Annotated in this window: 27 protein-coding genes, 1 pseudogene and 1 riboswitch; of the genes and pseudogenes, 14 read left to right on the top strand and 14 right to left on the bottom strand. The window is 39.1% G+C overall.

Annotated elements, in window-relative coordinates; translation table 11 throughout:
• Window positions 1-129 precede the first annotated feature (129 nt).
• Complete coding sequence (locus ACO1D1_RS04410; protein ID WP_423335108.1) at window positions 130-1008, top strand: LysR family transcriptional regulator; 879 nt, start codon at window positions 130-132, stop codon at window positions 1006-1008.
• A 152-nt stretch (window positions 1009-1160) separates the two neighbouring features.
• On the opposite strand, the gene ACO1D1_RS04405 is transcribed toward ACO1D1_RS04410, so the two are convergent.
• From ACO1D1_RS04405 to ACO1D1_RS04390, 4 genes are all read right to left on the bottom strand, one after another.
• Window positions 1161-1454 (bottom strand): RNA polymerase alpha subunit C-terminal domain-containing protein, encoded by a 294-nt coding sequence (locus tag ACO1D1_RS04405; protein WP_423335107.1) that lies wholly within the window; start codon window positions 1452-1454, stop codon window positions 1161-1163.
• A 73-nt stretch (window positions 1455-1527) separates the two neighbouring features.
• On the bottom strand, window positions 1528-2601 hold the full coding sequence (locus tag ACO1D1_RS04400; RefSeq protein WP_423335106.1) for an LLM class flavin-dependent oxidoreductase: 1074 nt from the start codon (window positions 2599-2601) through the stop codon (window positions 1528-1530).
• 240 nt (window positions 2602-2841) lie between these two features.
• Window positions 2842-3417, bottom strand: a complete 576-nt coding sequence (locus ACO1D1_RS04395) for a general stress protein (RefSeq protein ID WP_423335105.1) — start codon at window positions 3415-3417, stop codon at window positions 2842-2844.
• Between the two features lie 115 nt (window positions 3418-3532).
• Window positions 3533-3994: a GNAT family N-acetyltransferase gene (locus ACO1D1_RS04390; protein ID WP_423335104.1), complete on the bottom strand. Its 462-nt coding sequence runs from the start codon at window positions 3992-3994 to the stop codon at window positions 3533-3535.
• 317 nt (window positions 3995-4311) lie between these two features.
• Between ACO1D1_RS04390 and ACO1D1_RS04385 the strand changes: the two genes are divergently transcribed.
• Complete coding sequence (locus ACO1D1_RS04385; protein ID WP_423335197.1) at window positions 4312-5601, top strand: NCS2 family permease; 1290 nt, start codon at window positions 4312-4314, stop codon at window positions 5599-5601.
• Between the two features lie 188 nt (window positions 5602-5789).
• On the opposite strand, the gene ACO1D1_RS04380 is transcribed toward ACO1D1_RS04385, so the two are convergent.
• A complete protein-coding gene (locus ACO1D1_RS04380) occupies window positions 5790-6398 on the bottom strand; it encodes a flavin reductase family protein (protein ID WP_423335103.1) in 609 nt (202 codons plus the stop codon).
• Window positions 6399-6569: 171 nt separating this feature from the next.
• A complete protein-coding gene (locus ACO1D1_RS04375; protein WP_423335102.1) occupies window positions 6570-7001 on the bottom strand; it encodes a MarR family winged helix-turn-helix transcriptional regulator in 432 nt (143 codons plus the stop codon).
• Between the two features lie 180 nt (window positions 7002-7181).
• On the opposite strand from ACO1D1_RS04375, the gene ACO1D1_RS04370 reads away from it, so the two are divergent.
• Window positions 7182-7697 carry a type 1 glutamine amidotransferase domain-containing protein gene (locus tag ACO1D1_RS04370; RefSeq protein ID WP_423335101.1) on the top strand — a complete coding sequence of 172 codons (516 nt, stop codon included), beginning with the start codon at window positions 7182-7184 and terminating at the stop codon, window positions 7695-7697.
• A 113-nt stretch (window positions 7698-7810) separates the two neighbouring features.
• Here the strand turns inward: ACO1D1_RS04370 and ACO1D1_RS04365 are convergent, their stop codons facing one another.
• The gene (locus ACO1D1_RS04365) at window positions 7811-8374 is read right to left on the bottom strand and encodes a CBO0543 family protein (protein WP_423335100.1); all 564 of its coding nucleotides are present in this window, start codon (window positions 8372-8374) and stop codon (window positions 7811-7813) included.
• Between the two features lie 181 nt (window positions 8375-8555).
• Between ACO1D1_RS04365 and ACO1D1_RS04360 the strand changes: the two genes are divergently transcribed.
• From ACO1D1_RS04360 to ACO1D1_RS04350, 3 genes and pseudogenes are all read left to right on the top strand, one after another.
• Entirely contained in the window at window positions 8556-8666 is a 111-nt protein-coding gene (locus ACO1D1_RS04360) for a YjcZ family sporulation protein (protein WP_149872594.1), read from the top strand.
• 96 nt (window positions 8667-8762) lie between these two features.
• A pseudogene (locus ACO1D1_RS04355) lies at window positions 8763-8840 on the top strand (YjcZ family sporulation protein); the annotation flags it as partial.
• Between the two features lie 257 nt (window positions 8841-9097).
• The gene (locus tag ACO1D1_RS04350) at window positions 9098-10456 is read left to right on the top strand and encodes an FAD-dependent oxidoreductase (RefSeq protein ID WP_423335099.1); all 1359 of its coding nucleotides are present in this window, start codon (window positions 9098-9100) and stop codon (window positions 10454-10456) included.
• A gap of 108 nt (window positions 10457-10564) precedes the next feature.
• Here the strand turns inward: ACO1D1_RS04350 and ACO1D1_RS04345 are convergent, their stop codons facing one another.
• Window positions 10565-11101 carry a helix-turn-helix domain-containing protein gene (locus ACO1D1_RS04345; protein ID WP_149868786.1) on the bottom strand — a complete coding sequence of 179 codons (537 nt, stop codon included), beginning with the start codon at window positions 11099-11101 and terminating at the stop codon, window positions 10565-10567.
• A gap of 154 nt (window positions 11102-11255) precedes the next feature.
• Between ACO1D1_RS04345 and ACO1D1_RS04340 the strand changes: the two genes are divergently transcribed.
• From ACO1D1_RS04340 to ACO1D1_RS04310, 7 genes are all read left to right on the top strand, one after another.
• Window positions 11256-12035: a dioxygenase gene (locus tag ACO1D1_RS04340; RefSeq protein ID WP_423335098.1), complete on the top strand. Its 780-nt coding sequence runs from the start codon at window positions 11256-11258 to the stop codon at window positions 12033-12035.
• Between the two features lie 122 nt (window positions 12036-12157).
• A complete protein-coding gene (locus ACO1D1_RS04335; RefSeq protein WP_423335097.1) occupies window positions 12158-12574 on the top strand; it encodes a DoxX family protein in 417 nt (138 codons plus the stop codon).
• 360 nt (window positions 12575-12934) lie between these two features.
• Window positions 12935-14116, top strand: a complete 1182-nt coding sequence (locus ACO1D1_RS04330; RefSeq protein WP_423335096.1) for an ABC transporter substrate-binding protein — start codon at window positions 12935-12937, stop codon at window positions 14114-14116.
• A gap of 220 nt (window positions 14117-14336) precedes the next feature.
• A complete protein-coding gene (locus ACO1D1_RS04325; RefSeq protein ID WP_423335095.1) occupies window positions 14337-15215 on the top strand; it encodes a branched-chain amino acid ABC transporter permease in 879 nt (292 codons plus the stop codon).
• 10 nt (window positions 15216-15225) lie between these two features.
• On the top strand, window positions 15226-16161 hold the full coding sequence (locus ACO1D1_RS04320; RefSeq protein ID WP_423335094.1) for a branched-chain amino acid ABC transporter permease: 936 nt from the start codon (window positions 15226-15228) through the stop codon (window positions 16159-16161).
• A 1-nt stretch (window position 16162) separates the two neighbouring features.
• Entirely contained in the window at window positions 16163-16942 is a 780-nt protein-coding gene (locus ACO1D1_RS04315; protein WP_423335093.1) for an ABC transporter ATP-binding protein, read from the top strand.
• Entirely contained in the window at window positions 16935-17642 is a 708-nt protein-coding gene (locus ACO1D1_RS04310) for an ABC transporter ATP-binding protein (protein WP_149868779.1), read from the top strand. Before ACO1D1_RS04315 ends, ACO1D1_RS04310 begins: the two co-directional genes overlap by 8 nt.
• Window positions 17643-18211: 569 nt before the next feature.
• Here the strand turns inward: ACO1D1_RS04310 and ACO1D1_RS04305 are convergent.
• The 5 genes from ACO1D1_RS04305 to ACO1D1_RS04285 all read right to left on the bottom strand — a co-directional run bounded on the left by ACO1D1_RS04305 (window position 18212) and on the right by ACO1D1_RS04285 (window position 22961).
• Window positions 18212-18964 (bottom strand): energy-coupling factor transporter transmembrane component T family protein, encoded by a 753-nt coding sequence (locus tag ACO1D1_RS04305; protein ID WP_423335092.1) that lies wholly within the window; start codon window positions 18962-18964, stop codon window positions 18212-18214.
• Entirely contained in the window at window positions 18961-20550 is a 1590-nt protein-coding gene (locus tag ACO1D1_RS04300) for an ABC transporter ATP-binding protein (RefSeq protein WP_423335196.1), read from the bottom strand. Before ACO1D1_RS04300 ends, ACO1D1_RS04305 begins: the two co-directional genes overlap by 4 nt.
• The gene (locus ACO1D1_RS04295; protein WP_423335091.1) at window positions 20528-21124 is read right to left on the bottom strand and encodes an ECF transporter S component; all 597 of its coding nucleotides are present in this window, start codon (window positions 21122-21124) and stop codon (window positions 20528-20530) included. The genes ACO1D1_RS04300 and ACO1D1_RS04295 overlap by 23 nt, the downstream gene beginning before the upstream one ends.
• Window positions 21121-21804, bottom strand: coding sequence for a thiaminase II (gene tenA, locus ACO1D1_RS04290; RefSeq protein WP_149868776.1), 684 nt, complete (start codon window positions 21802-21804; stop codon window positions 21121-21123). The genes ACO1D1_RS04295 and tenA overlap by 4 nt, the downstream gene beginning before the upstream one ends.
• A 109-nt stretch (window positions 21805-21913) precedes the next feature.
• A riboswitch (TPP riboswitch) is annotated at window positions 21914-22019 on the bottom strand.
• Between the two features lie 396 nt (window positions 22020-22415).
• Window positions 22416-22961, bottom strand: a complete 546-nt coding sequence (locus ACO1D1_RS04285) for a GNAT family N-acetyltransferase (RefSeq protein ID WP_149868775.1) — start codon at window positions 22959-22961, stop codon at window positions 22416-22418.
• A gap of 189 nt (window positions 22962-23150) precedes the next feature.
• Between ACO1D1_RS04285 and ACO1D1_RS04280 the strand changes: the two genes are divergently transcribed.
• Complete coding sequence (locus ACO1D1_RS04280) at window positions 23151-23987, top strand: RMD1 family protein (protein ID WP_149868774.1); 837 nt, start codon at window positions 23151-23153, stop codon at window positions 23985-23987.
• 195 nt (window positions 23988-24182) lie between these two features.
• On the opposite strand, the gene ACO1D1_RS04275 is transcribed toward ACO1D1_RS04280, so the two are convergent.
• A complete protein-coding gene (locus ACO1D1_RS04275; protein ID WP_423335195.1) occupies window positions 24183-25160 on the bottom strand; it encodes an NAD(P)H-dependent glycerol-3-phosphate dehydrogenase in 978 nt (325 codons plus the stop codon).
• Window positions 25161-25325 lie beyond the last annotated feature (165 nt).

The following is a 25325-nucleotide window of genomic DNA, read 5'->3' as shown; positions in this document are numbered from 1 at the left end:
GGAACATTGAATGTAATTTCTCTTTTTAACTTTTATACAATTATGTTATCATGTGATTTACTATATGAAAAATATAAAAAAAATCAATTTTACTTAAGTTTTTCATATATTAAAGGAGCGTTTTCTACTATGGATATTAGACAACTTCGATATTTTATTGCAATTGTAGAGGAAAGAAAAATTACTGCTGCTGCTGAAAGACTGCATATTTCCCAGCCCCCGTTAAGCCAGCACCTGAAAACAATGGAAGATGAGCTACGAACAAAATTGGTAGAAAGAAATGGGAAATTTTTAGAAGTAACGGAAGCAGGAAAAGCCTTATATAAATATGCGCTACAAATGACTCAGTTAATGGAAGAAGCGAGAATAGAAGTAAAAGAAGTCGGAAACGGAGTAAGTGGAAGACTAGCGATAGGTATTAATACTTTTTCGGTGGTAGGATTACCAGAGTTACTTCACCAATTCCACAAAGAATATCCTAAGGTTACCTATAAAATCCATCAAAATGAGTCAGCTTATCTTTGTCAATTAGTGAGAGACCGGATTGTAGAACTGGCGATTATACGATTACCTCTCGAGTTAGATATTTTTTCAGTTCTTCATCTTCATATAGAACCTTTCTACTTTATTACTTCAAATAAAAAGCAGCCTTTTCATCATCAGGTTATGCTTGCTGACATTCAAAACCACCCGCTGATTTTACCAAGTACAGAAGGAATGGGCGTTCATTATATGATTTTGGAGGCATTTTCAAAGGCCCAACTTCATCCGAACATTGTTGCCGATTGCTCGGATATCTCCCTTTTATTAGATTTAGTTGCATCTGATTTTGGATCAGCTATTGTTCCAGAAACCGTAATTAAACAATACAAAAACGCGAATATCCACGCTTCCAAAATTACAGATACAGAGCTATCTGCATCTACCGGGTTAATATGGCTGAAGAATCATTATCTATCAAAAACCGCACAAAACTTTATTAGCCTATTAACAGAGAACAATAATTAAATTTATATGGGAATACGCCCGCCGATGTGAAAGTACCTCAGGGAAATATCCCTGTTTTTCCAGGCCCCTGATAAAACCCAAGTTATCCGGTTTAGCACCTCATGACAAACAAAAAAGGACTTCAAATTAGGAAATCCTTTTATTGTTTGTTTTCATTTCCGGAATGCTAGTCCATTTTCCTCCAGAGCAGACCTAAGTTTAGGTAAAGACGCTGGCCCCATACCGTGAAATTGCAAAATTTCTATTTCACTATAGGCTGATAGCTTCTGTAAAGTAGTTATCCCATTGTTTTCCAACACACGTCTTGCCGGTGCCGAGAGCAATGAAAGAAATCCGTTATTAGGTTTGCGTTCTTGCTCACAAGTTGGACAGGTTGGACAATCGCTGCTTTTATAATATTTGTGTCCTTTGTTGCAAGTTCTTAAATTCCCTTTTATGATTGCCATTATCAAAGTCTCCTATCTTATGAAATGACTTTTGACTAGATCCCAGAACTTTCCGTCAGCTCGCTTTCAGTGATCACTTGCTTGTTTCCCTGCGAACAACTGGGGCTACCTCCGTTGCTAATCTTTCAATGTTCTCGGCCACCTTTTTAAATGGCATGCCGCCTATATCCATTTGGGCAATAAACCGCTGATGTCCAAATAACTCGTTTTGATGGAGTATTTTTTCAATGATTTGCTGGGAGCTTCCAACAAATAGAGCCGTTTCCGGTGCAGACAGCTGATTAAACTCAGCTCTGGACATCCGAGTACCTACCCCGCCACGCTGGCTATTGAGATATCCCCAATAATTTGAATAATAAGGGAAGAATTCGTCTTTAGCCTGTTGTGTCGTCTCTCCTATAAAAGCGTGTCCGGTAACTCCAACTTTCAAATCTTCAGGCAGAAACCCGGCTTGACTTGCAGCCTCTCGATAAATGTCCACTAGCGGTTTAAACCGGAGCGGATCGCCCCCGAGTATCGCTAAGGCTAAGCCGGTACCTAATCTCCCCGCTCGTGCGGCACTTTCAGGTGTGCCTCCAACCCCAACCCATAACGGAATATTTTTTTGCACAGGCCGCGGGGAAATTTGCGCTTCCCTTAATGCCGAACGAAAATGCCCGTTCCATGTAACCTTTTCATTGGTGCTTAGCTTCCGAAAAAGTTCAATATTTTCTTCAAACAATTCATCATACTGACTCATATCGTATCCAAATAACGGGAACGATTCAATAAATGCCCCACGTCCGGCAATGATTTCCGCACGTCCATTAGATAAGAGATCTAATGTCGCAAAATCTTCAAATAAACGGACAGGGTCAACCGTATTTAAAACAGTCGTAGCGCTTGTCAGTTTTATTTGCTTGGTGACTTGCGATAGGGCAGACAACACTACTGGCGGCGCTGAAACTGCATAGTCCAGACGATGATGCTCACCAACTCCGAATACGTCCAACCCAGCCTCGTCTGCCATTTTTCCCGCTTCGATAATTTCCGCGACACGCTGTCTTGCACTTATGGTTTTTCCTGTATGCGGATCTGGACCTAAGTCCGCTAATGTATAAATTCCAATTTCCATACCCGGTTGTTTGGTTATTGAACCTTCCTTCATCTGATTCTCTCCTAACATCTTCCAATTAACTACCTTGTTACCAATTAGTATATGCATTGGCAGAATAAATTTTTTGATTAATATTTATTTTGAATTACTAATATTCTATTCCGAGATAATAATTTTGTAAAGCCGTCTAAATGAATAGGTAATTAAAAAAGATGCTCATTAGAAAATTATAAAGTTTTGTCGACAAAAGGTGCCAGCCCCATATGGGACTGACACCTTTGTCCAATTCTATTATTTAAAGTTTCCATTATTGTTTAAGCGAGTGTTCATGGGGTATTCTGTAACGAGTGGATCTTTTGGTGTTAAGGTTTCATCTATAGACCTTGGGTTGCTACCATTATTAAAAGGATGCTCTCCAACCCGGTTTTCGCGGCGTTCTACTAGAACTATAAATTTACCTTCATTAACATAACCTTCATAACGCTTTGCCTCCTCTTCAGGCAGCCCCATTCCAATTAATGCTCCTGCCAAACCGCCTGCGCCTGCACCAACAGCAGCACCGGTTAGGGTTGCGGCTATTGGTCCGGCTGCAACAATCGGTCCGATGCCGGGAATCGCAAGAGCTCCGACACCTGCCAACAAACCGACAATCCCGCCAAGCGCACCGCCTGTGGCTGCTCCAGCTGCAAGGCCTTCTTCAGTCTTTGTACCAGTCACATCATTAATTTCGTTGATCTTATCTTTATCTTTCCCAATTACCAAAATTTCCTTGGCGGTATAACCCTGCCGTTTTAGGTCTTCAACAGCATGGATGACTTCATTCTCATTATCGTAAACTCCCACTAGGTGCTTTTCATGTTCAAACATTGAAATTCCTCCTTTGGACGAGTGGTTAATAATTAATTACCCTCCTTGATCAGGAGTGAAACATATAGTTCGCAACTGCATGATTCCAAACGACTGACAAATAAAAAAAAGGACTTCAAAGTTTGAAATCCTTTTCAACCCATTCATATTGAATATCAGGTAAATTTTCTTCATTTTCATGCCCTCTACCAATGATTTCAAATCCATGCTTTTCATAAAATCGTTGTGCTTTCTTATTTATTTCAAACGTGTATAATGTTAATCTTCCACTTGATTGGGCCTTTACTTTTTCTAGGATTAATTGACCTATACCTATTCCCTGATAGTCTATATGAATATAAAATTGGCTAATTTCCCTGTCATTATAGGCAGCCATTCCAACTACTTTTCCATCAATTATCGCTAAATCTATTTGATATTGTTCAGCTAATATATGTTTCAAAAAATAAACATGATTTTCAAAACTATGAATTTCTTTCCGACCGATAGCCTGTTCCTTACTATCTCGCCACATCCTTACTGTTTGTTCAGCATACTTCGGATAGTACTGCGTAATAACGATCTTATCTTGGTTCACACCAATCCCCCCTCTCCTTCCAACTTACTACTTGATTAAACCACCCATTCAATTATACCAAATATTCCCTATCTACTTACAAGATCTCAACCAATTCTTCTTCAGGTAAACAATTCAAAAACCTAAAAGAATCAGCGTTCTTTTGTTCCTTTTCCTTAAAATATCTATTTTAAACAAAATTTACACAATACTTAACATGTCTTGTAACATCCATTTTCTGTGCTATAATATACTCCGGCATAAGTAGTTAAATATAAATATAAATATATATACTTAATGCGGGTGGGAGAGGGAAACACGAAAGTGTGATTACTAATATGAAGGGAGTATTCAAACTTAAGCAGCACCATACAAATTTGAAAAAGGAGGTTCTAGCGGGGGTAACATCGTTTTTTTCCATTGTCTATATTATTGCCGTCAATGCAAAAATCCTAGAAGATGCCGGAATACCGCTTGAAGCTGGAATTATTGCAACTGTACTTTCATCGTTAATTGGTTGTTTATTAGTTGCCTTTATTGCAAACGCACCGCTGATCATCGTACCCGGAATGGGAATTAATGCTTTATTTACCTACACAATTGTCGGTTCAATGGGCTTGAATTACATGGAGGCATTAGGAGCAGTTGTTGTGGCTGGGATACTTTTCGTAATTGTGGCCTTTACCAAATTATCCACAATTATTTCAACAGCCATTCCACATTCTTTGAAGGAATCGATATCAGTAGGGATTGGCTTATTTATCGCCTTTATTGGCCTGCAAAAGAGCGGCATTATCGTCGGAAATCCAACTAATTTTGTGGCTCTTGGTAATTTATCAACGCCAATTGTCCTAGCTTCGATTATTAATCTGATTATTACCCTCTTTTTATTCTTAAAGAAAGTTCCAGGGAATTTTTTAATCAGTGTGATTTTAGGTACAGTTGTATCCTATTTCTTTGGTATTGTCCATTTTTCGGCTATGGATACCGGATTTGTATCCTTCACGGATTACAAGAATGTTTTCTTGAGTGCAGATCTTGGAAAAATAGATGCCTTTCCATTATGGACCGCGGCCTTTTCACTTTTTTTAGTGCTAGTATTTGAAAATATCGGCCTGCTTCATTCCCAGGTAAACGGAATGCTTAAAGCACCCGAGAAAAACGGAAAATCATTAAAAGCTGTTTCGATTTCTACCATTGTTTGCGGACTTTTCGGCACAAGTCCTGCGGTATCGACGGTTGAAACAGCAGCAGGTATTACTGCAGGAGGAAGAACAGGTTTAACCTCTGTTATTACAGGGTTGTTATTTTTATTATCCCTATTCTTCATGCCCTTTATTAAACTAGTACCTGATACGGCCATCGCACCAATCCTCATTATTATCGGAGGCCTGATGTTGACCAATGTTGTAAATATTGATTTTACCGATTTTTCCGAAGCGTTTCCTGCCTTTCTCGTCATTATTATGATTCCGTTAACCTACAGCATTGTCGACGGAATTGCATTCGGTTTTATCGCGTACCCGCTGGTAAAACTTTTTACAAACAAACAAAAAGAGCTTTCCTTACCAATTTTTATTATATCTATCTTATTCTTAACAAATTTCATGCTTCACTCGATAGGATAATAGGATAAGCTATAACAAGGTGCCTGACCCCAACTTGGGGTCAGGCATCAAGGTTTTCAACCTGAATGAAGGACATTATCGACAGGTTTCTTAAACAAAAGTGCATACAATTTTCACCAAAAAAAACCGCCGACAACGTCGACAGTTTCAAATAAAGTACAGTAATACACCTATAAAAGTTATAATGACTATTTTGGTCGTTCGATTTCAAAAATCTCGCCAATTTTTGCATAATAGTTTCCAGCTAAACGGCTTACAGCAGCTAAGCCCGTTGGATCTATTCTGCCCTTTTCATAAATGGACTCATCAATATGAAATTGAACAATTCTTCCTATAATTAGATCACATCCTGAAGAGTCTGACCCTCCCAGTTCTAAAGAATGTTCTAATCTACACTCCATTCGAATTTTTGCTTCTTTTACCCCTGGTACAGAAACCTTTACACTATTTTCCGGAGTTAATTTCGCTAACTCAATTTCACTTTGTTCAGGGGGCAGGCTTGCAGCTGTTTTATTCACTTTTTCAACATTATGATCGTCAACAATATGGACAACAAACTCTTTGGTCTCTATGATGTTTCTTGCCGTATCCTTTTGTCTCCCTTGTGCACGTTGAATAGATAACGAAATCATTGGTGGATTGGATGATACGATATTAAAATAACTAAATGGTGCACCATTCAAAACACCGTTTGCTGACATGGTTGTGACGAAGGCAATGGGTCTAGGTATAATGCTTCCTATTAGGAATTTATAATTCTCTTTTTCAGACAATGAGGCTGGATCAATCGAAAGCAATAAAATCAGTCCTTTCGTAAAATCAGTCTATTTCTTACTCAAACGGCAGTGTTGTTTGCTTACTCATTATTAAACACTCCTTTTCGTGATAAATCCAGTTATTTAACCGAATTGACCAGATCTGATTCAATTATCTCGGAACTGAGATATTAATATAAAAAAAAAGTAATTTTATACTTTATTTCTTACTTTTTTCAAAAGATAAACCAATGTTTCTGCCTCGTCAGCATGTAATGAACCAAACAGATCATCAACTAACTTATGATATTCCGGCATGATTTTGTTCATCAAATCGGTGCCAGCGTCAGTTAAGGTTATATGTATAACCCGTCGATCTTCAAGACAGTCATTACGATTTAACAAGCCTTTTTGTTCTAACTTATCTATTACATAGGTCATTGAACCACTTGAAATTAATATGCTATTTCCAATCTGCTGAATGGTTTGTTTTCCTTTATGATAAAGCACTTCTAACACAGAAAAATCTGTTACACTTAAATGATTTTTAGCCATTTCATCTCTTATTCGTTCTTGGATTGCTTTAGATGTCTGCATTAATAGCAGAAAAGGCAAATTAGTGCATTTTTTCTCCAATTCATTCACCTCCGATAAACACTGAATCCAAATATCTCTAATCCAAGATAATTATAATTCTAATTACTTTTTTTGTCAATGCCATTATCCGTGAAGGTATAAAACAGACGGTTTACAGCTTCATACGCGTTTCAGCCAATGTAAAGAAGGGTACTTTATTCTGTAGCTTGAATAAAGGAGTTGTTACCTATGAAAAAAAAGATAGCTGTTTTAGTAACGGATTACTTCGAGGATTCTGAATATACAGAGCCAGTGCAATCCTTTAGAGAAAAGGGCCATGAGGTAACCGCAATCGAAAGGGAAAAGGGAAAAACCGTGAAGGGAAAGCAAGGAAAGAGTGCGGTCGTTATTGATGAAGGCATTGATGATGTCTCTCCCGAAAACTTTGATGCACTTTTCATTCCAGGCGGATTTTCACCGGATATTCTTCGTTCGGACGAGCGTTTTGTCCGCTTCGCAAAAGCATTTATGGATGCTAACAAGCCAGTCTTAGCCATTTGCCACGGCCCTCAGCTGCTGATCACAGCTGAAACACTTCAAGGGCGTGATGTAACGGGCTATAAATCTATTCACGTTGATTTAAAGAATGCCGGTGCTAATTTACACGACAAAGAAGTGGTCGTGTGCCAAAACCAGTTGGTCACCAGCAGACAGCCAGATGACATTCCGGCCTTTGTGCAAGAATCATTACGAATATTAGGATAGATGAAAGCAGAAGGGATTTCTTCTGCGTTTCGAAAGCTGTTTCTGCATAGAAACAACCAATGGTGGTATGATTTGTTAATCATACCACCACTGGTTGTCTAAGAATTTTACTCTCACTTCATTTTATCCAATGTCACTTCGAAAATGATGCATAAAATGAGTGTAAACGGTAATGAAATGATTAACGCTAATAAAGGTCTAGAATAATGCAATCTAATAACCAAAAACATGATTATCACAAATAATAATGACCACCCAAGATTCCATCCGTGGTGATAAGTAATGGCTCCTAATTTTACAGATACAAACTCCAAAACAATGAATAACAATACGAAAATTAATACATAAATAACCTTATTATAAATGCCCGAATGATAAGGATATTTTGATAAAAAGACCCATGTTGATAAGGGCATACCAACTAGAATTAATAATAACATTGGAATGATTGAGTATCCTAATCCGTTGGGCTCCATTTGCCACAATTGATATTTATAACAAAGAACTTCATATAAAGCATTCCCAAGTGCCGCAAATAACATGGAAGGATAATATTTTTTCCAATCCCGATCTCCAAATTTTATGGCTGCTATTATCCAAGACACGGAGAGAACAATTGCAATCAACCCCATCACCTGCCTTTCACTATTTTTCCATACAAAGTAAAAATTAGTCATGTATTTTAATCCCCTTCTCCAAGAACATATCCCGCGAATTTCTTTTTAACAAAATAAAAGTCTTTGGTAACTATTTTCTAAACAATTTCTGCAGATGAAATAAACATATTGAATGCGCCCTTACGCATTTTTGGTTTTATACATATTTTATATTGAGTAGATGGAAGGGGGGTTTATGGTTATGGATGGTGCAGGGTACGGCGGAGGTTTTGCTTTAATCGTTGTATTGTTTATCCTTTTGATTATTATTGGAGCGTCGTTTATGGGCGGAGGTTACGGCGGGTTTTATTAAAAAGTAAAATTACACACTTGATTGAAAGGGGAATGAACTATGTTTGGATACGGTGGGTTTGGTGGTTGCGGCGGCTATGGCTACGGCGGTGGTTTCGGCTACGGCGGTGGCTTTGCTTTAATCGTTGTATTGTTCATCTTATTAATCATCGTTGGGGCAGCTTGCTTTTATTAATTAAAAGCTCTCCACTCCTTAGATGATGATGGAAAAAAGCCCTTTCGCAAGGGCTTTTTTCTTATAAGTTATATGCTTTATGGTATCAAACTAATGTGCTGTTTTGGCGACTTCCCTTTAGATTATGCATTACACAAACATCTGCTTATGGTGGCAGCCAAAGATTTTGGGAATTTGTAAGTTAAACCAAGAGAAATTTTGATATAATGCTTACCATTAAACCATTAGAAATAATGTAAATGGGGGGCAAATAGTCAATGGAAAATGAATTGCCAGAAAATGATTTATTAGGAAAAAGGGCAGTCGTAATTGGCGGCAGTATCGCTGGTATGCTGGCAGCTCGAGTACTATCCGACTTCTTTGCAGAAGTGCTGATCATCGAAAAAGACCAAATGAATGATCATATATTAACGAGAACCGGGGTTCCGCAAGGTTCACACGGTCACGCTCTTTTAAAAAGCGGAGAAGAAATTCTTAATGACCTTTTTCCAGGAATTGTGGAAGAACTAATCAAAGCCGGGTCAGTCAAATCAGACTTTGCAAGCGAGCTAGCCTGGAATCACCACGGGAGATGGAAAGTTAAATATCATGCAGGGATGTCCATTATTCAGCAAAGCCGTCCATTCTTAGAATGGCGTATCCTGCTCAGGCTAAAACAAATACCAAATATCAGCTTTATGTATGAATCCAAAGCAAAAAAACTCCTAGTGGATGATAATCAAGTAGAAGTCAAAGGGATAGTGATTCAAAAAGGAGGGGAAATGAACGAGGAAATATTGGCTGACTTAGTGATTGACGCCGCAGGTGCAGGTTCGCAAACTTCTACCTGGCTGAAGCAATTAGGTTACCAGACTCCTGCGAAAACAGAAGTAAAGGTCGACCTCTTCTATGCCAGCAGAATTTATCGTTCCCTTTCCTCGAAAAAAAAAGACTGGGGCAGCTTATTGGTCTATCCCAATCCCCCTTTACAAAACCGGGGCGGCGGAATTTTCCCTATTGAAAATCAGCGCTGGATGGTCACTTTACTTGGATATGGTGTTGAATCACCTCCAAAAAGCGGAAATGAATTTTTAGCGTATGCAAAATGCTTGGAAAAGCCAGAGGTATATAATGCTATCAAAGATGGACAGCCTGAAACGGATATTACCATTTATCGCTTTCCAGCATTACGGCGTTTTCATTTTGAAAAATTGTCTCATTTTCCCAATCGCCTTATTGTCATGGGAGATGCTTTTTGTAGGATGGATCCAGTCTTTGGCCAAGGTATGAGTATCTCTGCCCTAGAGGCCGTTGCATTAAAAAATGAACTACAAAAAGCGGTACATATTAACGGGCTTACTCAAATCTCCCTCGTTACACATCGCCGTTTCAGCAAAATTATAGATGTTCCATGGTTAATCGCCCTAACGGAAGACTTTCGTTTCTCCCATACCATTGGGAAAAAGCCATTTGGCCTTCCTTTTCTGATGTGGTATGTAAAAAAGGTAATTTTAGCATGTGAAACAAACGAAGCTATATATGGAAAACTGATCAATGTACTTCAATTAAAAGCGCACCCATTCACACTGTTTTCACCAGCAGCATTAATAAATGTCCTTTTTCAACCAAGGAAATGAGAAAAAAATCGTACCTGAACCCCACGCAAACAATACGTCCTTGCAATGGGTTCAGGCACGATTTTCCTCGTTATAAATTTACTAACGGACTTTCAGTACATAATCCAATTATGACTCTTCATCTTCACTATAAACTGCAATCAATACTACTGCAGCTTCATCGCCGACATTCTTAACAAAGTGTGGGACACTTGCACACCAGCTGAACGTATCCCCTTCTTCTAAGACAAAGGAGTCTTCTCCCTGTTCCGCAAGAATTTTCCCCTTTAGGACCAAATGACATTCTTCCCCTTCATGTGCATTTTTTATTCCTGTAGACATTCCCGGAGGAAATTCAACAACTCTAATGCTTAACCCGCCTCTCGTTCCTAAATGCTCGACTTTAATATCTGAGTCATTAGCAGTTGTGACTTTTCTTTCGTTTTTTCTAATGACTGTCATTTGCTCATTTTTTTCCAAAAGCAAATAAGGTAACGGAACTTTTAAAAAATTGGCTATGGTTTGTAATGTGCTGATTGATGGGGATGTGTTGTTGTTTTCAACATTGCTTATAAACCCCTTTGAAAGACCAGTACCCTCGCACATTTGAGCAATCGTGATTTTTTTTCTATTTCTTATTGCGCGTATTTTAGAACCGATATCCATGCGGATTACCTCCAAAGTTTCTTATCTATAAACTTAATTTCATATTAGCAAAAAAATGTTTGACATGCTAGTTTTGTTTCTGGTACTGTATAAGAAACAAAGATTCATATAGGAATACAGAGAATGATTATTAAAATTAAGGGAGGAATTATAGATGATGCCATCATTATTTATCGCACATGGTGCTCCATTACTTGCCATCGAGAATAATGAGTATACAAAATTTTTAACAGAATTGGGTCAAAGCCTGCCTCGGCCAAAAGCAGTAGTTTTGTTTTCTGCCCATTGGGAATCTAACGTACAAAAGGTTAGCACCGTTGACCAATATAGCACGATTTATGATTTTGGCGGGTTTGATGAAGCTCTTTACAAAATTCAATACCCTGCTCATGGTGACCAACAACTTTCCAAAGAAATAGAGGAGTTGTTTACTGAGAGTGGAGTCCCATATGAACTGGATTCACAACGGGGATTGGATCATGGAGCATGGGTGGTTCTCCGCTTACTTTATCCAAATGCGGATATTCCTATCATCTCTATGTCCGTCAATTCTAGGCTTACCCCTGAGGATCAATATAAAATTGGGAAGGCTTTGTCGGGATTAAGAGAGAAAGACATTTTAATTATTGCTAGTGGCGGAACGGTGCATAATCTTAGGGCCGTTAAATGGATTGACAATGGACAGGCTGATCAATGGGCACTTGAATTTGATGATTGGTTAGCCCATCATTTGGATAAGTGGGATTTATCATCCCTTTTTAACTACGACACACTGGCACCAAATGCCGAATATGCCGTACCCCCATATGGATCCGAACACTTTATACCGATTTATTATGCCATGGGAGCCGCAGACAATCAGAAAAAAGCCACATTACTGCACCGCAGCTACCGATACGGCAATCTGAGTCATAGCGTGTGGCAATTCGGGTGAGTGCCTGTGGCATCCCCTGAATTTTGTCATAGTTAATGGGAATTTTTTTACCATATACCTTGAATTAAAAATAACAAAATTTGAGATTTAAGCATTTATAAAAAATGAAGGAGCGAATCATAATGAGAGTAAAAAATGAAATTGGGGCAGTTGTACTACGGGTTATTTTAGGTGTGATCTTTCTTATTCATGGGTTAGTTAAGTTTCAAGGTGGAATTGAAAATATTGCCGGCTGGTTTAGCAGTATTGGGATCCCTGGGTTTATGGCTTATGTCGTTGGAGGTATTGAAGTAATTGGAGGCATCGCCTTAATTATTGGATTTGGAACTCGTATTGTATCCGCGTTGTTTGTTATTTTAATGATTGGGGCAATAATCAAGGTAAAACTAGCGGTCGGTTTCTTAGGAAATGGAGAAATGGCCGGATATGAATTAGATCTTGCATTCCTAGCGATGGCATTATTTTTAGCTATTAATGGAAGCAAACAATTTTCTGTTGATAAATTTTTAGTGAAAGTGAATCCTAATCGCTTGGATTAGAACTAGTGGGTCAGTCCCCCCGGACTGACCTTAAATTTTTTCCCTAATTATTAGAATAATTAAACTAGTAAATATTATTATTCTTATTCTACTTATTCTAAATCACCTTTTGTTAATTTCTTGTAATTCAGGCAATAAAATAAAGATTTTTCTCTATTTTATTATCTTTTTCGACATGAAAGCCCTATCATTTGCAAAAAACTTGTAAGTTTCTGAAATATTAAAATAATATACTAGACGAAAGCGAAAAATTGTTTTAATATACTAATTGTTAACTCATTTCTAACTATCATTTCCCGATACTCCATTTCGGATAATAGTGTCAGAAAAATTAAAAAATTATCAGAGGGGGAACTAAACATGAAAAAGAAATTTAGTAAGGTGTTTATGGCATCAGCTTTAGCTGCCGGGATCCTTGCCGGCTGTTCCGGAGGAAATCAAGCGAGCGGCGGCGGCGATAATTCCAAGGAATTCAAACTTGGAGTAAACATGGAGCTTTCCGGGAACGTTGCATCCTATGGTGAATCAATGGCTAAAGGTGTTGAAATGGCCGTAGCTGAAATTAACAAAGCTGGCGGTGTTGAAGGCAAACAAATCAAAGTTATTAAAGTGGACAATAAATCAGAAGCGGCAGAAGCAACAAACGGAATTATTAAGCTTACAAGCCAGGACAAAGTAAATGCCGTAATCGGAGCAGCAACAAGCGGAAATACTGTTGCACAAGCACAAATTGCAAATGATACCAAGACCGTTCTTATGGCTCCTGGTGGAACAAGCCCAACTGTTACTGTAGATGAAAAAGGAAAAGTAAGAGAATTCGTTTTCCGTACATCTTTCATTGATCCATTCCAAGGGACAGTTGCAGCCAACTTTGCTTTGAATAATTTAAAAGTGAAAGATGCAGCTATTTTTTCCGACAGCTCTAGTGACTATGCAAAAGGACTATCAGATGCTTTCAAGGAAACATTTAAAAAAGCAGGCGGTAAAATCGTTGGAGAAGATTCATATGTAGCAAAGGATACTGACTTCCGTTCTACATTAACTCGCCTTAAAGCGAAGAATCCATCATTTATCTTTATCCCTGGCTATTATGAAGAAGTTGGTTTAATTGTTAAACAAGCTCGCGAACTTGGGATCACAGTTCCATTAATGGGTGCTGACGGCTGGGATTCACCTAAATTAGTTGATTTAGCCGGTGCAGATGCATTAAATAACACGTACCTAATCAATCACTATTCTACTGAGGATCCAGATAAAAAGGTTCAAGAATTTGTGACAGCATTCAAAGATAAGAACAATGGCGATGCGCCTAACGCTTTTAATGCCCTTGGTTATGACACAGTTTATTTCTTAGCCGATGCCATTAAGCGTGCTGGCAGCACAGACTCCGTTAAAATTCAAAAAGAATTAGCAAAAACTAAAGATTTATCACTTGTAACTGGGGTATTATCGCTTGATAAAAATCACCACCCAATCAAAACTGCAACAATTTTAGAGTACGAAGACGGTAAGCAAGTGTTTAACACAAAAATTAATCCTTAAGTAAGGACCAGTAAAGTGGAAGGATTATCCTTCCATTTTACTTTTTTAAAGAAAAGCGCAAGCGCCCTGGTCAGCGGCGTATGGCCTGGAGCGCTCCAACTGAGATAAAGGAAACACGAAGAGCTGGAGGTGATTCGATGTTGACTTATCGTAGGGCGGAGAGCGAAGGACACTAGCCGCTAGGGTGCTGGAGCTGGACAGAAAGAAGGAGCGAGAACGCATGGATTGGTTACAACAGTTAATAAATGGAATATCACTCGGCAGCATCTATGCCTTAATCGCATTAGGATACACAATGGTGTATGGAATCATTAAATTGATCAACTTTGCACACGGGGATGTATTTATGGTAGGTGCCTTTATTGGGTTCTATGCGATTACGGGATGGGGATTAAGCTTCTTGCCAGCACTCATCATTTCAATGGCTTTCTGTGCTGCATTTGGAGTAATAATTGAACGGATTGCCTATAAACGGCTTCGAAATGCTACGAGAATTGCTGCTTTGATTACAGCGATTGGAATGTCTCTGTTGATTGAATATTTAATGATTTATATTCGGGGCGCACAGCCGGAAGCGTATCCTGCTGACGTTTTACCAAACAAAGCAATCAATTTATTTGGTGCCCAAATTAACAGCCAATCTTTATTCATTTTATTAACTTCTATTATCTTAATGATGATTTTGCAATTTATTGTTCACCGTACGAAAATGGGCAAAGCGATGCGCGCTGTATCTCTTGACATGGATGCTGCCCGCTTAATGGGAATAAACGTCGACAAAACGATTTCCTTCACGTTTGCCATTGGTTCGGCATTAGCAGGAGCGGCCGGGGTCGTGTTCGGAGTCTATTATACAAAAATTGAACCATTAATGGGTGTAATCCCTGGGTTAAAAGCGTTCGTTGCAGCTGTTTTGGGCGGTATCGGCAGCATTCCGGGAGCGATGGTTGGCGGAATAATCCTCGGTTCCATCGAATCAATTGTCAGTGCTGCAGGGTTTTCATTATGGAGAGATGCAGCCGCCTTTATCATTTTGATTCTCATACTGATCTTTAGACCATCTGGCATCTTTGGTAAAAATACAAGAGAGAAAGTATAGGTGAAAAATAATGAAGAAATCAAAACCATTTTGGGGATTTGTGATTCTAGCGGCGATTGTGTTTGGCGTTGTCCAATTTTTCATTGGCTCGGGATTATTAAATCAATATTATAGTAACTTGATCATTACCATCTCAATAAATATTATTTTAGCGGTCAGCCTCCACTTAGTTATTGGCATTACCGGCCAGTTCTCCATCGGCCATGCTGGTTTCTTGGCAGTCGGCGCTTATATTTCGGCCATTGCCACAATGAAATTTGAACTGCCGTTTATTCTTGCCATCGTGATTGGCGGAGTGTTTGCCGCTCTTGCAGGTCTTATTGTGGGGATTCCTACCTTACGACTAAGAGGAGACTATTTGGCTATTGCCACCCTTGGTTTTGCTGAAATTATTCGAATTGTATTATTAAATATTGACTATGTGGGCGGGGCCTCAGGAATGCAAGTCTCCCATCTTACCACCTGGACCATTTCGTTTATCTGCCTATTTATTACGATTCTAGTCATCTCTAACTTTACCAATTCCAGACATGGCCGTGCCTGTATCTCGATTCGGGAAAATGAGATTGCGGCCGATGCTATGGGAATCAATACGACCTATTATAAAGTTCTTGCTTTTGCGATCGGATCATTTTTTGCCGGAATTGCTGGCGGATTATATTCACATAATTTCTATATCTTACAGCCCGGCAATTTCGGTTTCTTAAAATCATTTGATATCCTCATCTTCGTAGTCCTAGGAGGCCTTGGCAGCATGACCGGGTCAGTGATTTCGGCTATCCTGTTAACCGTTATTTCAGCATTTTTAGCGCAATATCCGGAAACACGGATGATTATCTATAGCTTAGTATTAGTAATCGTTATGCTTTACCGTCCTCAAGGCTTGATGGGTACACGTGAAATCACTGATTTATTCAAGTGGAAACCTGCAAAAGGAGGCAATTAGAATGGCACTGCTAGAAGTAAACAATGCCGGAATTCAGTTTGGCGGATTAAAAGCTGTTTCCGGTTTTAATATGAAACTGCAGCAAGGCGAGCTTGTCGGTCTTATTGGGCCTAACGGCGCCGGGAAAACCACTAGCTTTAACTTGTTAACTGGCGTCTATGTTCCTACAGAAGGGGAGATTTTATTTAACGGAAAGCGGCTGAATGGACTGCCGCCCTACAAAGTAACTCAAAGCGGGATCAGCCGTACCTTCCAGAACATTCGACTGTTCAGCGAACTATCCGTGTTAGATAATGTAAAGGTTGCCTACCATTCATTAGCAAATAACTCTATTTTAAGCTCGATTTTCCGTCTCCCTTCCCATTTTTCTGAGGAAAAAAATATGGAGAAGAAATCACTCGAATTTTTGAAAATTTTTAACCTAGATAAGTATAAAGATGAAAAGGCAAAGAATTTACCCTATGGACAGCAACGGAGATTAGAAATTGCCCGTGCTTTAGCTGCCGGTCCGAAATTATTGCTGCTCGATGAACCGGCAGCAGGGATGAATCCGCAGGAAACCCACGAATTAATGGAACTGATCGCATTTATTCGTAAACAGTTTGATTTAACGATTTTGTTAATTGAACATGATATGCAGCTTGTCATGGGCATTTGTGAACGGCTTTATGTCCTCGACCATGGTCAGTTGATTGCGGAAGGTACACCAGAGGTAATCCGCAGCCATCCGAAGGTGATTGAGGCATATTTAGGAGAGGAGGTCCCGAGCGAACATGCTTAAAGTCAACGATATCAATGTATTTTATGGCAGCATTCAGGCACTCAAAGGGATTTCATTAGAAGTGAAAGAAGGCGAAATTGTTACCTTAATCGGCGCTAACGGTGCAGGAAAAAGCACGCTTCTTAAAACCTTATCCGGTCTGCTTAAACCCAAGTCAGGGACGATTGATTACTTAGGCGAACCAATTTCTGCAAAGGCACCGCAATCGATCGTGAAGGCCGGGATCTCACATGTCCCTGAAGGTCGCCGTGTTTTCTCCAATATGTCAGTAGAGGAAAATCTGGAACTGGGAGCCTATACAAGAAAAGATTCAAGTGGTATTCGCAAGGATATGGAAAAAGTCTATGAACTATTCCCACGACTTTTAGAACGCCGCAAGCAGTTATCCGGTACACTTTCCGGCGGTGAACAGCAAATGCTGGCCATGGGCCGAGCTATCATGGCCAAGCCAAAGCTGCTGCTGCTGGACGAGCCTTCCATGGGATTGGCACCGCTAATGGTTAAGCAAATCTTTAGCATTATCGAGCAGATCAACAAGGACGGAACGACTGTCCTGCTCGTCGAACAAAATGCCAACATGGCATTATCCATTGCCAATCGTGCCTATGTGATAGAAACCGGGCGCATTGAAATATCAGGTACGGCAGCCGAATTGCAGGCAAGTGAAGATATTAAAAAAGCCTATCTCGGGGGACTTTAGAGACGGGTATATTAGAGGAGGAATATTCATATGAATATTCCTCCTCTGCTCTTTTTATTATGTAGTCATTGGATGATATGGCATCAAGGTGGCGGGTCTACGAGGGCTTTGTTGATAAATAACCTTGGAATACCATACATAGAATGGGTCTATATCGGTGTTTATATTAATAAATTCTCGAAACCCCTGCGTAGACGGGGTCTACTTTGATGTTTCGACTAATAATCTATCGAAACGTCTAAGTAGACAGTCTCTACTTCGATGTTTTAACGAAAAATCTACCAAAACATCTAAGTAGACGGGTTCTACTTCGATATTCCGACTAGTAATCTATCGAAATGTCTAAGTAGACAGTCTCTACTTCGATGTTTTAACGAAAAATCTACCAAAACATCAAAGTAGACGGGTTCTACTTCGATATTCCGACTAAAGATCTACCAAAACGTATAAGTAGAAGTATCTACTCGATAATTCCCCTAAAATATTTTAGTAGAGATAGATTCCAATAGCCTTCATTGGAAACTCCCCCCCAAAATTTCTTAGTAGAATTGGTTCCAATCTACCTTGATTCATTCTCCCCATAATATTCGACTAACCAGACACACCCCAAATACCATGAATAAAAGACCTATTAAATAAATTAAATCTTTTACCCCCAGCTTCGTTGTTTGATAGTAAGTCCGATCCCTTGTGCCAGTAAAACCTCTTGCCTCCATGGCAATTGCAATTCTTTCAGATTTTCGTACTCCTTGAGTGAACAGTGGCAGGGAGTATCTCATAAAAGCTTTCCAGCTGCTTTTCTGCTTATAGCCGCGAATTTTATGGGCTGCCTTCATTTGATTGAGTTCTGATTGGAAAAGTGGGATAAAACGGAAACCTGCCAATAACCCATATGCCCATTTTGGCGAAAGTTTACATTGATGAATTAGACTCATAATGAACAAGGTTAAGTCAGTCGTTGAGGTGAATAATAACCCAAAGGTAACGAACCCCAACATTCGTAAAGAGATTGTCAGCCCATTGGTTAGACTCTCTTCCGTAACATGAAACCAAGCCCAATTCCAAATCGTTTCTTCTCCTTTTCCAAAAGCAGCCATCATCCAAAAAACTAAAATAAAAAAGCCTAAATAGGGTAAAAATCTTTTCAATAAATAAGACATTCTCCATCCGCCAAAAAAAATGCCTATGAATACAGCAATAAGCCATATACCCAACGTTTCTTTCGGATCTGTAATGGCCATCAAGATAAACATAGCTAAAAAGTGAGCAAGCAGCTTACAAGCAGGGTTTAAGGTCGAAAGCCATGATTGATTCCCCTTCATACGAGACATAGCCCCTCTCTAGCTTGAAATAATTGATAATGCAGAGGAGGCACCAACGAGCTCTCTTTCAAAAGATCTTGGTTCATAAATAATTGATATGGTGTCCCATAGAAAGCAACTTTTCCTTTTTTAAAAAGGATAACTTTATCCGAATAGCGATCAACTAAATCCATATCGTGGGTTACCATGATAATGGTTGTTCCCTGTTCCTGCCGCTCCTTCAGCCGTTTAATCAGCTCGTTAGCAGTTTTTTCATCCTGGCCAAATGTTGGTTCATCCAGTAATAATAACGCCTGGTCAAACAATAACATCGTGGCCACACTCAAACGGCGTTTTTGGCCAAGGCTCAATGTAAAAGGATGGGCGTCACGATAGGATTCCAGTCCAAATTCCCGCAATAACTGATTAGTTTTATGGCGGATCCGCTCTTCCGGCCAATTTCTTTGCCGGCCGCCAAAGGCGATTTCATCAAACACAGTATCTGTAATAAATTGCAGTTCTGGATTTTGAAAGACAAAGCCTGCTTTCTCATATAGTTCCTGATCTGGCCACTTTTTTAATTCACTTTCAAGAAAATAAACTTTTCCTTTTTTTAAGGATTCTAAGCGTGCCAAACTTTTCAGGAACGTACTTTTGCCGCTTCCATTTTTCCCGACAATCGAAATCCAGTCCCCTTTATGGATGGCCAGATTAATGTCGTTTACAATCGTTGTTTTCCCATAACCGATTTCTGCATTTTCTGTATGGATGATAGGATTATCTACCCCATCGTCTTTCAGTTGTTCCATTGACTTCGTTTCTATGATCCTTGAGAGTTCGATTGCTAATGGATGAGTATCATGGCGAACCACATCCTGCCACTTTATCGGAAATAACTTTGGACGCCAAATACCCGCCTCCCGTATCTCACTCTGGAAATTTTCCAAGATTTCTTCTGGTTTTCCATCACCAATCATCCGGCCATCTTTATTAAGAATAATCACCCGGTCCATCCATTCGATACATCCATCCAGTACATGTTCAACAAATACCATCGTTTGGTTGGTTTGTAGGGAAACATCCCTTAATAATTCAAAAATCTCGTTTCTGCCCTCAGGATCCAGTTGGGCTGTCGGTTCATCCAAAAACAAAACTTCAGGTTCCAGTGCTAATAAGCAGGCTAGTGCCAATCGCTGCTTCATTCCGCCGGAAAGCGAATCAATCGGAGTACGTTTATCTATCTTCAATCCCGCTTTATCCATTAGGTCCCCTATCATCTCATCCATTTGATCCCGTGGAATCATCCGGTTTTCAAGACTAAAAGCAATTTCTTCATCCACATGGAGCATGCAAAATTGAGAATCAGGATCTTGAAACATCACACCCGAACTATCTGGGCGCACGATCTCACCGGTCACTTCAGCATCTAGAAATTCAGGAATAATCCCGGCAAGTACAGAAATCAACGTAGATTTCCCGCACCCGCTAGGTCCTAAAATTAATAGTTTTTCGCCTTGCCGAATCGACAGATTGATATGATTTACTATTTTTTTATTATGTTGGTAAAAGCGGATCGATAAATTGTTACATCCCAGAAACATTTGCATCTGCATGTCCTTGTTTCCTTCTAACTTTCATTATTTCATATTGGTCCAAGACACCTGTTTTGGCGAGCGACTCCACGACAAATTTTGCCAAGCAGCCGCCTAGAACGATTCCGCTGATCACATGAATGGCTAATGTTGTGAGCAGTATTTCAGTTGTATAATAGCCAAAACCGTTAACCAATAGGTTATAAATCATGCCTCCTACAGCTGCGAGCGCACCTGACAGCATTAATGTAAACAGGTTATAGCGTTTGTACCCAAAAATAGCAAAGGCCACTTCTGATCCGATGCCTTGAAAAACACCTACTAATAGAGCAGACAAACCAAAGTGACTGCCAGTTAATAGTTCTACGGCTGCGGCAGCAACCTCTGCAATGAAGGCAGCACCCGGTTTCCGAATGATATACGCAACTATGGGACTAGCAATCACCCAAATACCAAACATAAACCCAGCCCCCACTGGACCAACGAGTGCCGAAATCGGGATCCATAATGTCGACCATCCTAAATAAATGACACCGCATGCCACCGCTAAAATGACAGTAAGAACAATCTCCTTCATTTTCCATTTCATCTTTTTATCAGCTCCAGTTGAACTGGCCATTCTTCTCTTTTGTAGGCCATGTCCCAAAACATATACTCAAGCTGACAGCTTAATAGAAAATGTTCCTTCATCTTTTCTTTTTCTTTCTCCGTTGCGTGAATGACCAATTCATCTAATCTTCGGCAAAATCTTGTAGTAGTTTCTGGACGATTTCCATAAAATTGAATCCACTCATAAAAGGGATGTGATTCATCTGGATTGACTTCTTTTATTAATTTTTCACCAATCTCCCAATACGTCCATGGACATGGCAGTAACACAGCCAAGATTTCTCCTAATGACCCTTCATGCGCAACCGTTAACATATGGCGGATATAATGATGGGCGGATGGAGATAAAGAGTACCCCTGCAATTCCTCGTAAGGAACACCCGCGACTTGGCAAAAGTTATGATGTGGATGGACTTCACTGTTTAAAATAAATGAAATTTGCCGATTGAGCATCTCCATATCCGGGCGGTTTTCACACTTTGAAACAGCAATTCCATAAATACGAATAAAGGAGTTTAAATACTCAAAGTCCTGTTTCACATAATGGATTAATTGTTCCTTTCCTAAATTCCCATTAGCAATTCCCTGCACAAAAGGATGTTCAAAAATCGCTTGAAAAATTGGCTCTGCTTCTTTCCTTAATTCTACTGAAAAACTCATCAATATATCCTCCTTGTGGTTTTGGCTAGAGGAAATAGGAGACGGCAATAATAATCGAAAAAGCCGCTCCAATATATGGAGCGGCGCAATTTACACATTCTAGCATCATTGAGCTCTGTCTCCACTTTCCTCCGCTAGTATGAACTAGATCAGGTTCAAAGGGTCCAAGATTCCAATCTTGTCTCAGCCATTACATGGCTCCCCTAGTGGTCAACCTATTCTTTTGCTATTACTATACATTACCAATTTTGATTAAGTCAATGAGACTTTTGACCCTCGTTTATTATTGCTGGGTTCTGTTCATCTCAAAAGGTTCTAATCCGATGAATTCGATGCAGAAACATAAGGTAAGTATTTTTTTGTTCATAGTCTGTTCATATTTTTCTTTTAAAATATATCTTTAAAAAGAAGCCGCAGGAATAATTTTGAACAGACAAAACTATTCTGAAAAACTCCTTTTAGGTGAATAGTAGAGAAAATAGAACCTTGCTAAAATGTTCAGCAAGGTTCTTAAATGTTTATTTGATTCATCAAAGAAATCAATTGCTTCAAGAAGGAGAAAATTAGGAGTGCTTCAACCGTCAATAAACGCTAATTTTGCCCTCTATTCCTTATTCATTAAACCTTCCCATTAAAATAGTGTTATAGTAATTCCCATCAGATAGGACCTTGTCCTTTTTTAAAATACCCTCCACTTCAAAACCATGTTTTTGATAAAGCTTTATTGCATTGTCATTGGTTTCGAGGACATTCAACGTTATCTTCTTAATATTATTTGTGTCTGCCCAGTGAATGGATTCTTTTAAAAGGTTTTGTCCAATGCCGTATCCCCAAAAATCTTTTAAAACACAGACGCCAAACTCTACCTTATGAGAAGTTCTTTTCAACTGGTTCCCTTCACATCTCGAAAAACCTACAATTCTTCCATTTACTTCAGCAACTAAAAAAAGATTTTTCTTACTTTCTGTATCATCTATTATGATTTGTTTAAAACCTGGCTCGTTTATGTACGCCTCGCCTTTTTCCCGATCTAAATTTTCTGTTTCACCATCTATCTGCACTCTAATTTCAGACAGGTTTTTCGCGTCTTCTTCTATTGCAGATCTAATTATATAAAATAAATTATTAATAATAAATTCCTTCGGGTTAACTCTCATGACGATTCCCTCCCCTCATTAATTGTACATCTTAAGAAATGGCCAGTCTAACCAAACAAAACAAAGCTTTTTGGAGCACCATTTTGACCAACGCGCGGGCCTTTTGGGAAAGAATCTCTGCTTCAGGCATGTTTTTTGGAAGGCTAGAATACAATCGAACAAAGACCACTTTTTGAAAAGGTGATAACTATGAACCAATTATCCTTTAAAGCTTTTGCTATCACAAATGAAATCGACTTGAACAAAATTGCCATTCAATGTGGGATTCCCAAAAAATTCACCTGGGAACAGCCGCTAATCCTGAAAGGGAAAATACTATCCTCTATTCTTGAGAAAAAAGTGGACGAGTCGCAAGCTGTACTGGTTTTTTCATTTGGCAGTATTGTTTTCATTAATTCCGGTAGTACGGATGAAGTGAATCGATTTTTTGCTTACATTCATTCGTTCGAGCCGGAAATCGAACTTGAATCTGCTGGCAGGTACACCGATGATTACAGCCTTCATATCAGAGTTGACGAAACAATCGAATTGACTGACGAATATGTGGTGGTCCCCGAATATGAAAGTTTCTATCCCGAACTAATTTCTACTGTACTCGCTAAATCGGTTGCACTTGAAAAAACGGAGGAGCAACTCGGCAAAATTCATGATACGCTCGAAACCATGATCTACCGGCTAGAAAAAGGAAAACTGAGAATCGGGAATAAGGAATTGGCACGAACCACCGCGAAGATTGTCCGCCATGAGTATAACACCTTGGCCTATATCATGATTCTCGATAAACCTGACATTACTTGGACGAGCAGTACCGCCGGGGAGTTCTACGACAAAATGCTGGAGTTTTTTGAATTAAATGATCGCTACAAAATCCTGAAAAGTAAAACGGAAATTCTCTATAAAATCATGGACGGCTTTTCGACGATCAGCCATTCGATCCGAGGATTATTTGTAGAATGGATTATTGTCATTCTCATTACCTTTGAGATCCTTCTGACACTTTTACAAATTGGCGGGGTACTGCCGTAGATATTTCCGCAGAACAACTAGATAAACGGGTGGAACATATGTTAATTTCAGCGTGTTAAAGGTCTAACTACAATACAGTAGAGATATTAATAAGTTGGTCGAGGGCTTAAAGAAACGCTTAGAGTCTTCACTCTAAGCGTCATAAATTTTACTGGAACGGCATTCCATTATTCCCCCTTTAATGGAATATTCAATTTATCTTTGGAACTCAAATTTTACAGGTCTTAGAAAAAGATTCTCTAATGTAGTTTTTGCATCTTTATTCTCAAATAAAATTTCATATAAAGCATTACTAATTGGAAGTTCAACATCATATTGTTCAGATAGATCTTTCAATGCCTTGACTGTTGATACTCCTTCTGCCAATTTCTCAAACTTTTCACCAGTGACAAAAGCTTGTCCAAACTTCCTATTATGACTATGTAAGGAGAACAAAGTTGCCTCATAATCCCCTAAATGACTCAGTCCATAGATTGTTACGTCGTTTCCTCCCATCGCTAAAACAAGGCGGGAAAGTTCCCTCGTCCCTCTTGCCATAAGAGACCCCTTTAAACTGCTGTAATTCAATCCATCCAACATTCCTGCGGCAATTCCTATCACATTTTTGGCAGCTGCACCTATTTCATTTCCAATCATATCTTGTCCGTAATAAAATCTTATTAAATCGCTATTAAACTCATTAACAATTTTCTTAGTGATTTCAATATCTTCAGAACCAATCACCATACAGTTTGGAATGTTATTTACGAAATCTTGTACGTGTCCGGGACCTACCCAAACAGCTATATTGATATTTTTCCCGATTGTTTCACCAAATACTTGAGATAACCTCTTTCCGCTGGCGGCTTCGAGCCCTTTCATACACAAGATGAAAGTTTTTCCTTGAATATCATCAATAGAGTTTAATCTATGAGCAAAAGAACGTAATTCTTGTGCACTAATCGATATGATAATAATCTCTGCAAATGAAACGGCTTGATGTAGAGAATTACTTAGCTTAATATCTTCTGATAGCTTAAGATAATCATTTTTTCTAGTTTCATCTAGTTTGATGTAGTTTTTGGAGTTCTCTCTCCCCCACAACATTACATTATGACCAACTTTGTTAGCATACCACGCAATAAAAGTACCCCATCGCCCACAACCAAGAACAGAAATATTCAATAATCTCACCTTTGTCTGTATTAATTTTTTATCTTTTCTCGATTTCTTTAAAATAATCCACTGTACAGTATTCGACAGATTATAAAAATACCCTTTCACATATCCTCGACAATGCATTGAAATACGAATGGAGACATCATGATAATCGCATTCTCAGATAAAATTATTTTATTA

This window comes from Neobacillus sp. 19 (assembly GCF_049463095.1).
Taxonomy (GTDB): domain Bacteria; phylum Bacillota; class Bacilli; order Bacillales; family Cytobacillaceae; genus Neobacillus.
Note: the sequence above shows the minus strand (reverse complement) of the source record. Positions and strands in the feature narration are given on the sequence as shown.

Coding starts and splice junctions, on each gene's coding strand:
- ACO1D1_RS04325 (WP_423335095.1), top strand. CDS start 14,337: ATGGATTGGTTACAACAGTTAATAAATGGAATATCACTCGGCAGCATC.
- ACO1D1_RS04405 (WP_423335107.1), bottom strand. CDS start 1,454: ATGGCAATCATAAAAGGGAATTTAAGAACTTGCAACAAAGGACACAAA.
- ACO1D1_RS04285 (WP_149868775.1), bottom strand. CDS start 22,961: ATGAGAGTTAACCCGAAGGAATTTATTATTAATAATTTATTTTATATA.
- ACO1D1_RS04335 (WP_423335097.1), top strand. CDS start 12,158: ATGAGAGTAAAAAATGAAATTGGGGCAGTTGTACTACGGGTTATTTTA.
- ACO1D1_RS04315 (WP_423335093.1), top strand. CDS start 16,163: ATGGCACTGCTAGAAGTAAACAATGCCGGAATTCAGTTTGGCGGATTA.
- ACO1D1_RS04305 (WP_423335092.1), bottom strand. CDS start 18,964: ATGAAGGGGAATCAATCATGGCTTTCGACCTTAAACCCTGCTTGTAAG.
- ACO1D1_RS04410 (WP_423335108.1), top strand. CDS start 130: ATGGATATTAGACAACTTCGATATTTTATTGCAATTGTAGAGGAAAGA.
- ACO1D1_RS04310 (WP_149868779.1), top strand. CDS start 16,935: ATGCTTAAAGTCAACGATATCAATGTATTTTATGGCAGCATTCAGGCA.
- ACO1D1_RS04400 (WP_423335106.1), bottom strand. CDS start 2,601: ATGAAGGAAGGTTCAATAACCAAACAACCGGGTATGGAAATTGGAATT.
- ACO1D1_RS04350 (WP_423335099.1), top strand. CDS start 9,098: ATGGAAAATGAATTGCCAGAAAATGATTTATTAGGAAAAAGGGCAGTC.
- ACO1D1_RS04365 (WP_423335100.1), bottom strand. CDS start 8,374: ATGACTAATTTTTACTTTGTATGGAAAAATAGTGAAAGGCAGGTGATG.
- ACO1D1_RS04295 (WP_423335091.1), bottom strand. CDS start 21,124: ATGAAATGGAAAATGAAGGAGATTGTTCTTACTGTCATTTTAGCGGTG.
- ACO1D1_RS04320 (WP_423335094.1), top strand. CDS start 15,226: ATGAAGAAATCAAAACCATTTTGGGGATTTGTGATTCTAGCGGCGATT.
- ACO1D1_RS04345 (WP_149868786.1), bottom strand. CDS start 11,101: ATGGATATCGGTTCTAAAATACGCGCAATAAGAAATAGAAAAAAAATC.
- ACO1D1_RS04280 (WP_149868774.1), top strand. CDS start 23,151: ATGAACCAATTATCCTTTAAAGCTTTTGCTATCACAAATGAAATCGAC.
- ACO1D1_RS04300 (WP_423335196.1), bottom strand. CDS start 20,550: ATGCAAATGTTTCTGGGATGTAACAATTTATCGATCCGCTTTTACCAA.
- tenA (WP_149868776.1), bottom strand. CDS start 21,804: ATGAGTTTTTCAGTAGAATTAAGGAAAGAAGCAGAGCCAATTTTTCAA.
- ACO1D1_RS04370 (WP_423335101.1), top strand. CDS start 7,182: ATGAAAAAAAAGATAGCTGTTTTAGTAACGGATTACTTCGAGGATTCT.
- ACO1D1_RS04330 (WP_423335096.1), top strand. CDS start 12,935: ATGAAAAAGAAATTTAGTAAGGTGTTTATGGCATCAGCTTTAGCTGCC.
- ACO1D1_RS04385 (WP_423335197.1), top strand. CDS start 4,312: ATGAAGGGAGTATTCAAACTTAAGCAGCACCATACAAATTTGAAAAAG.
- ACO1D1_RS04340 (WP_423335098.1), top strand. CDS start 11,256: ATGATGCCATCATTATTTATCGCACATGGTGCTCCATTACTTGCCATC.
- ACO1D1_RS04360 (WP_149872594.1), top strand. CDS start 8,556: ATGGATGGTGCAGGGTACGGCGGAGGTTTTGCTTTAATCGTTGTATTG.
- ACO1D1_RS04395 (WP_423335105.1), bottom strand. CDS start 3,417: ATGTTTGAACATGAAAAGCACCTAGTGGGAGTTTACGATAATGAGAAT.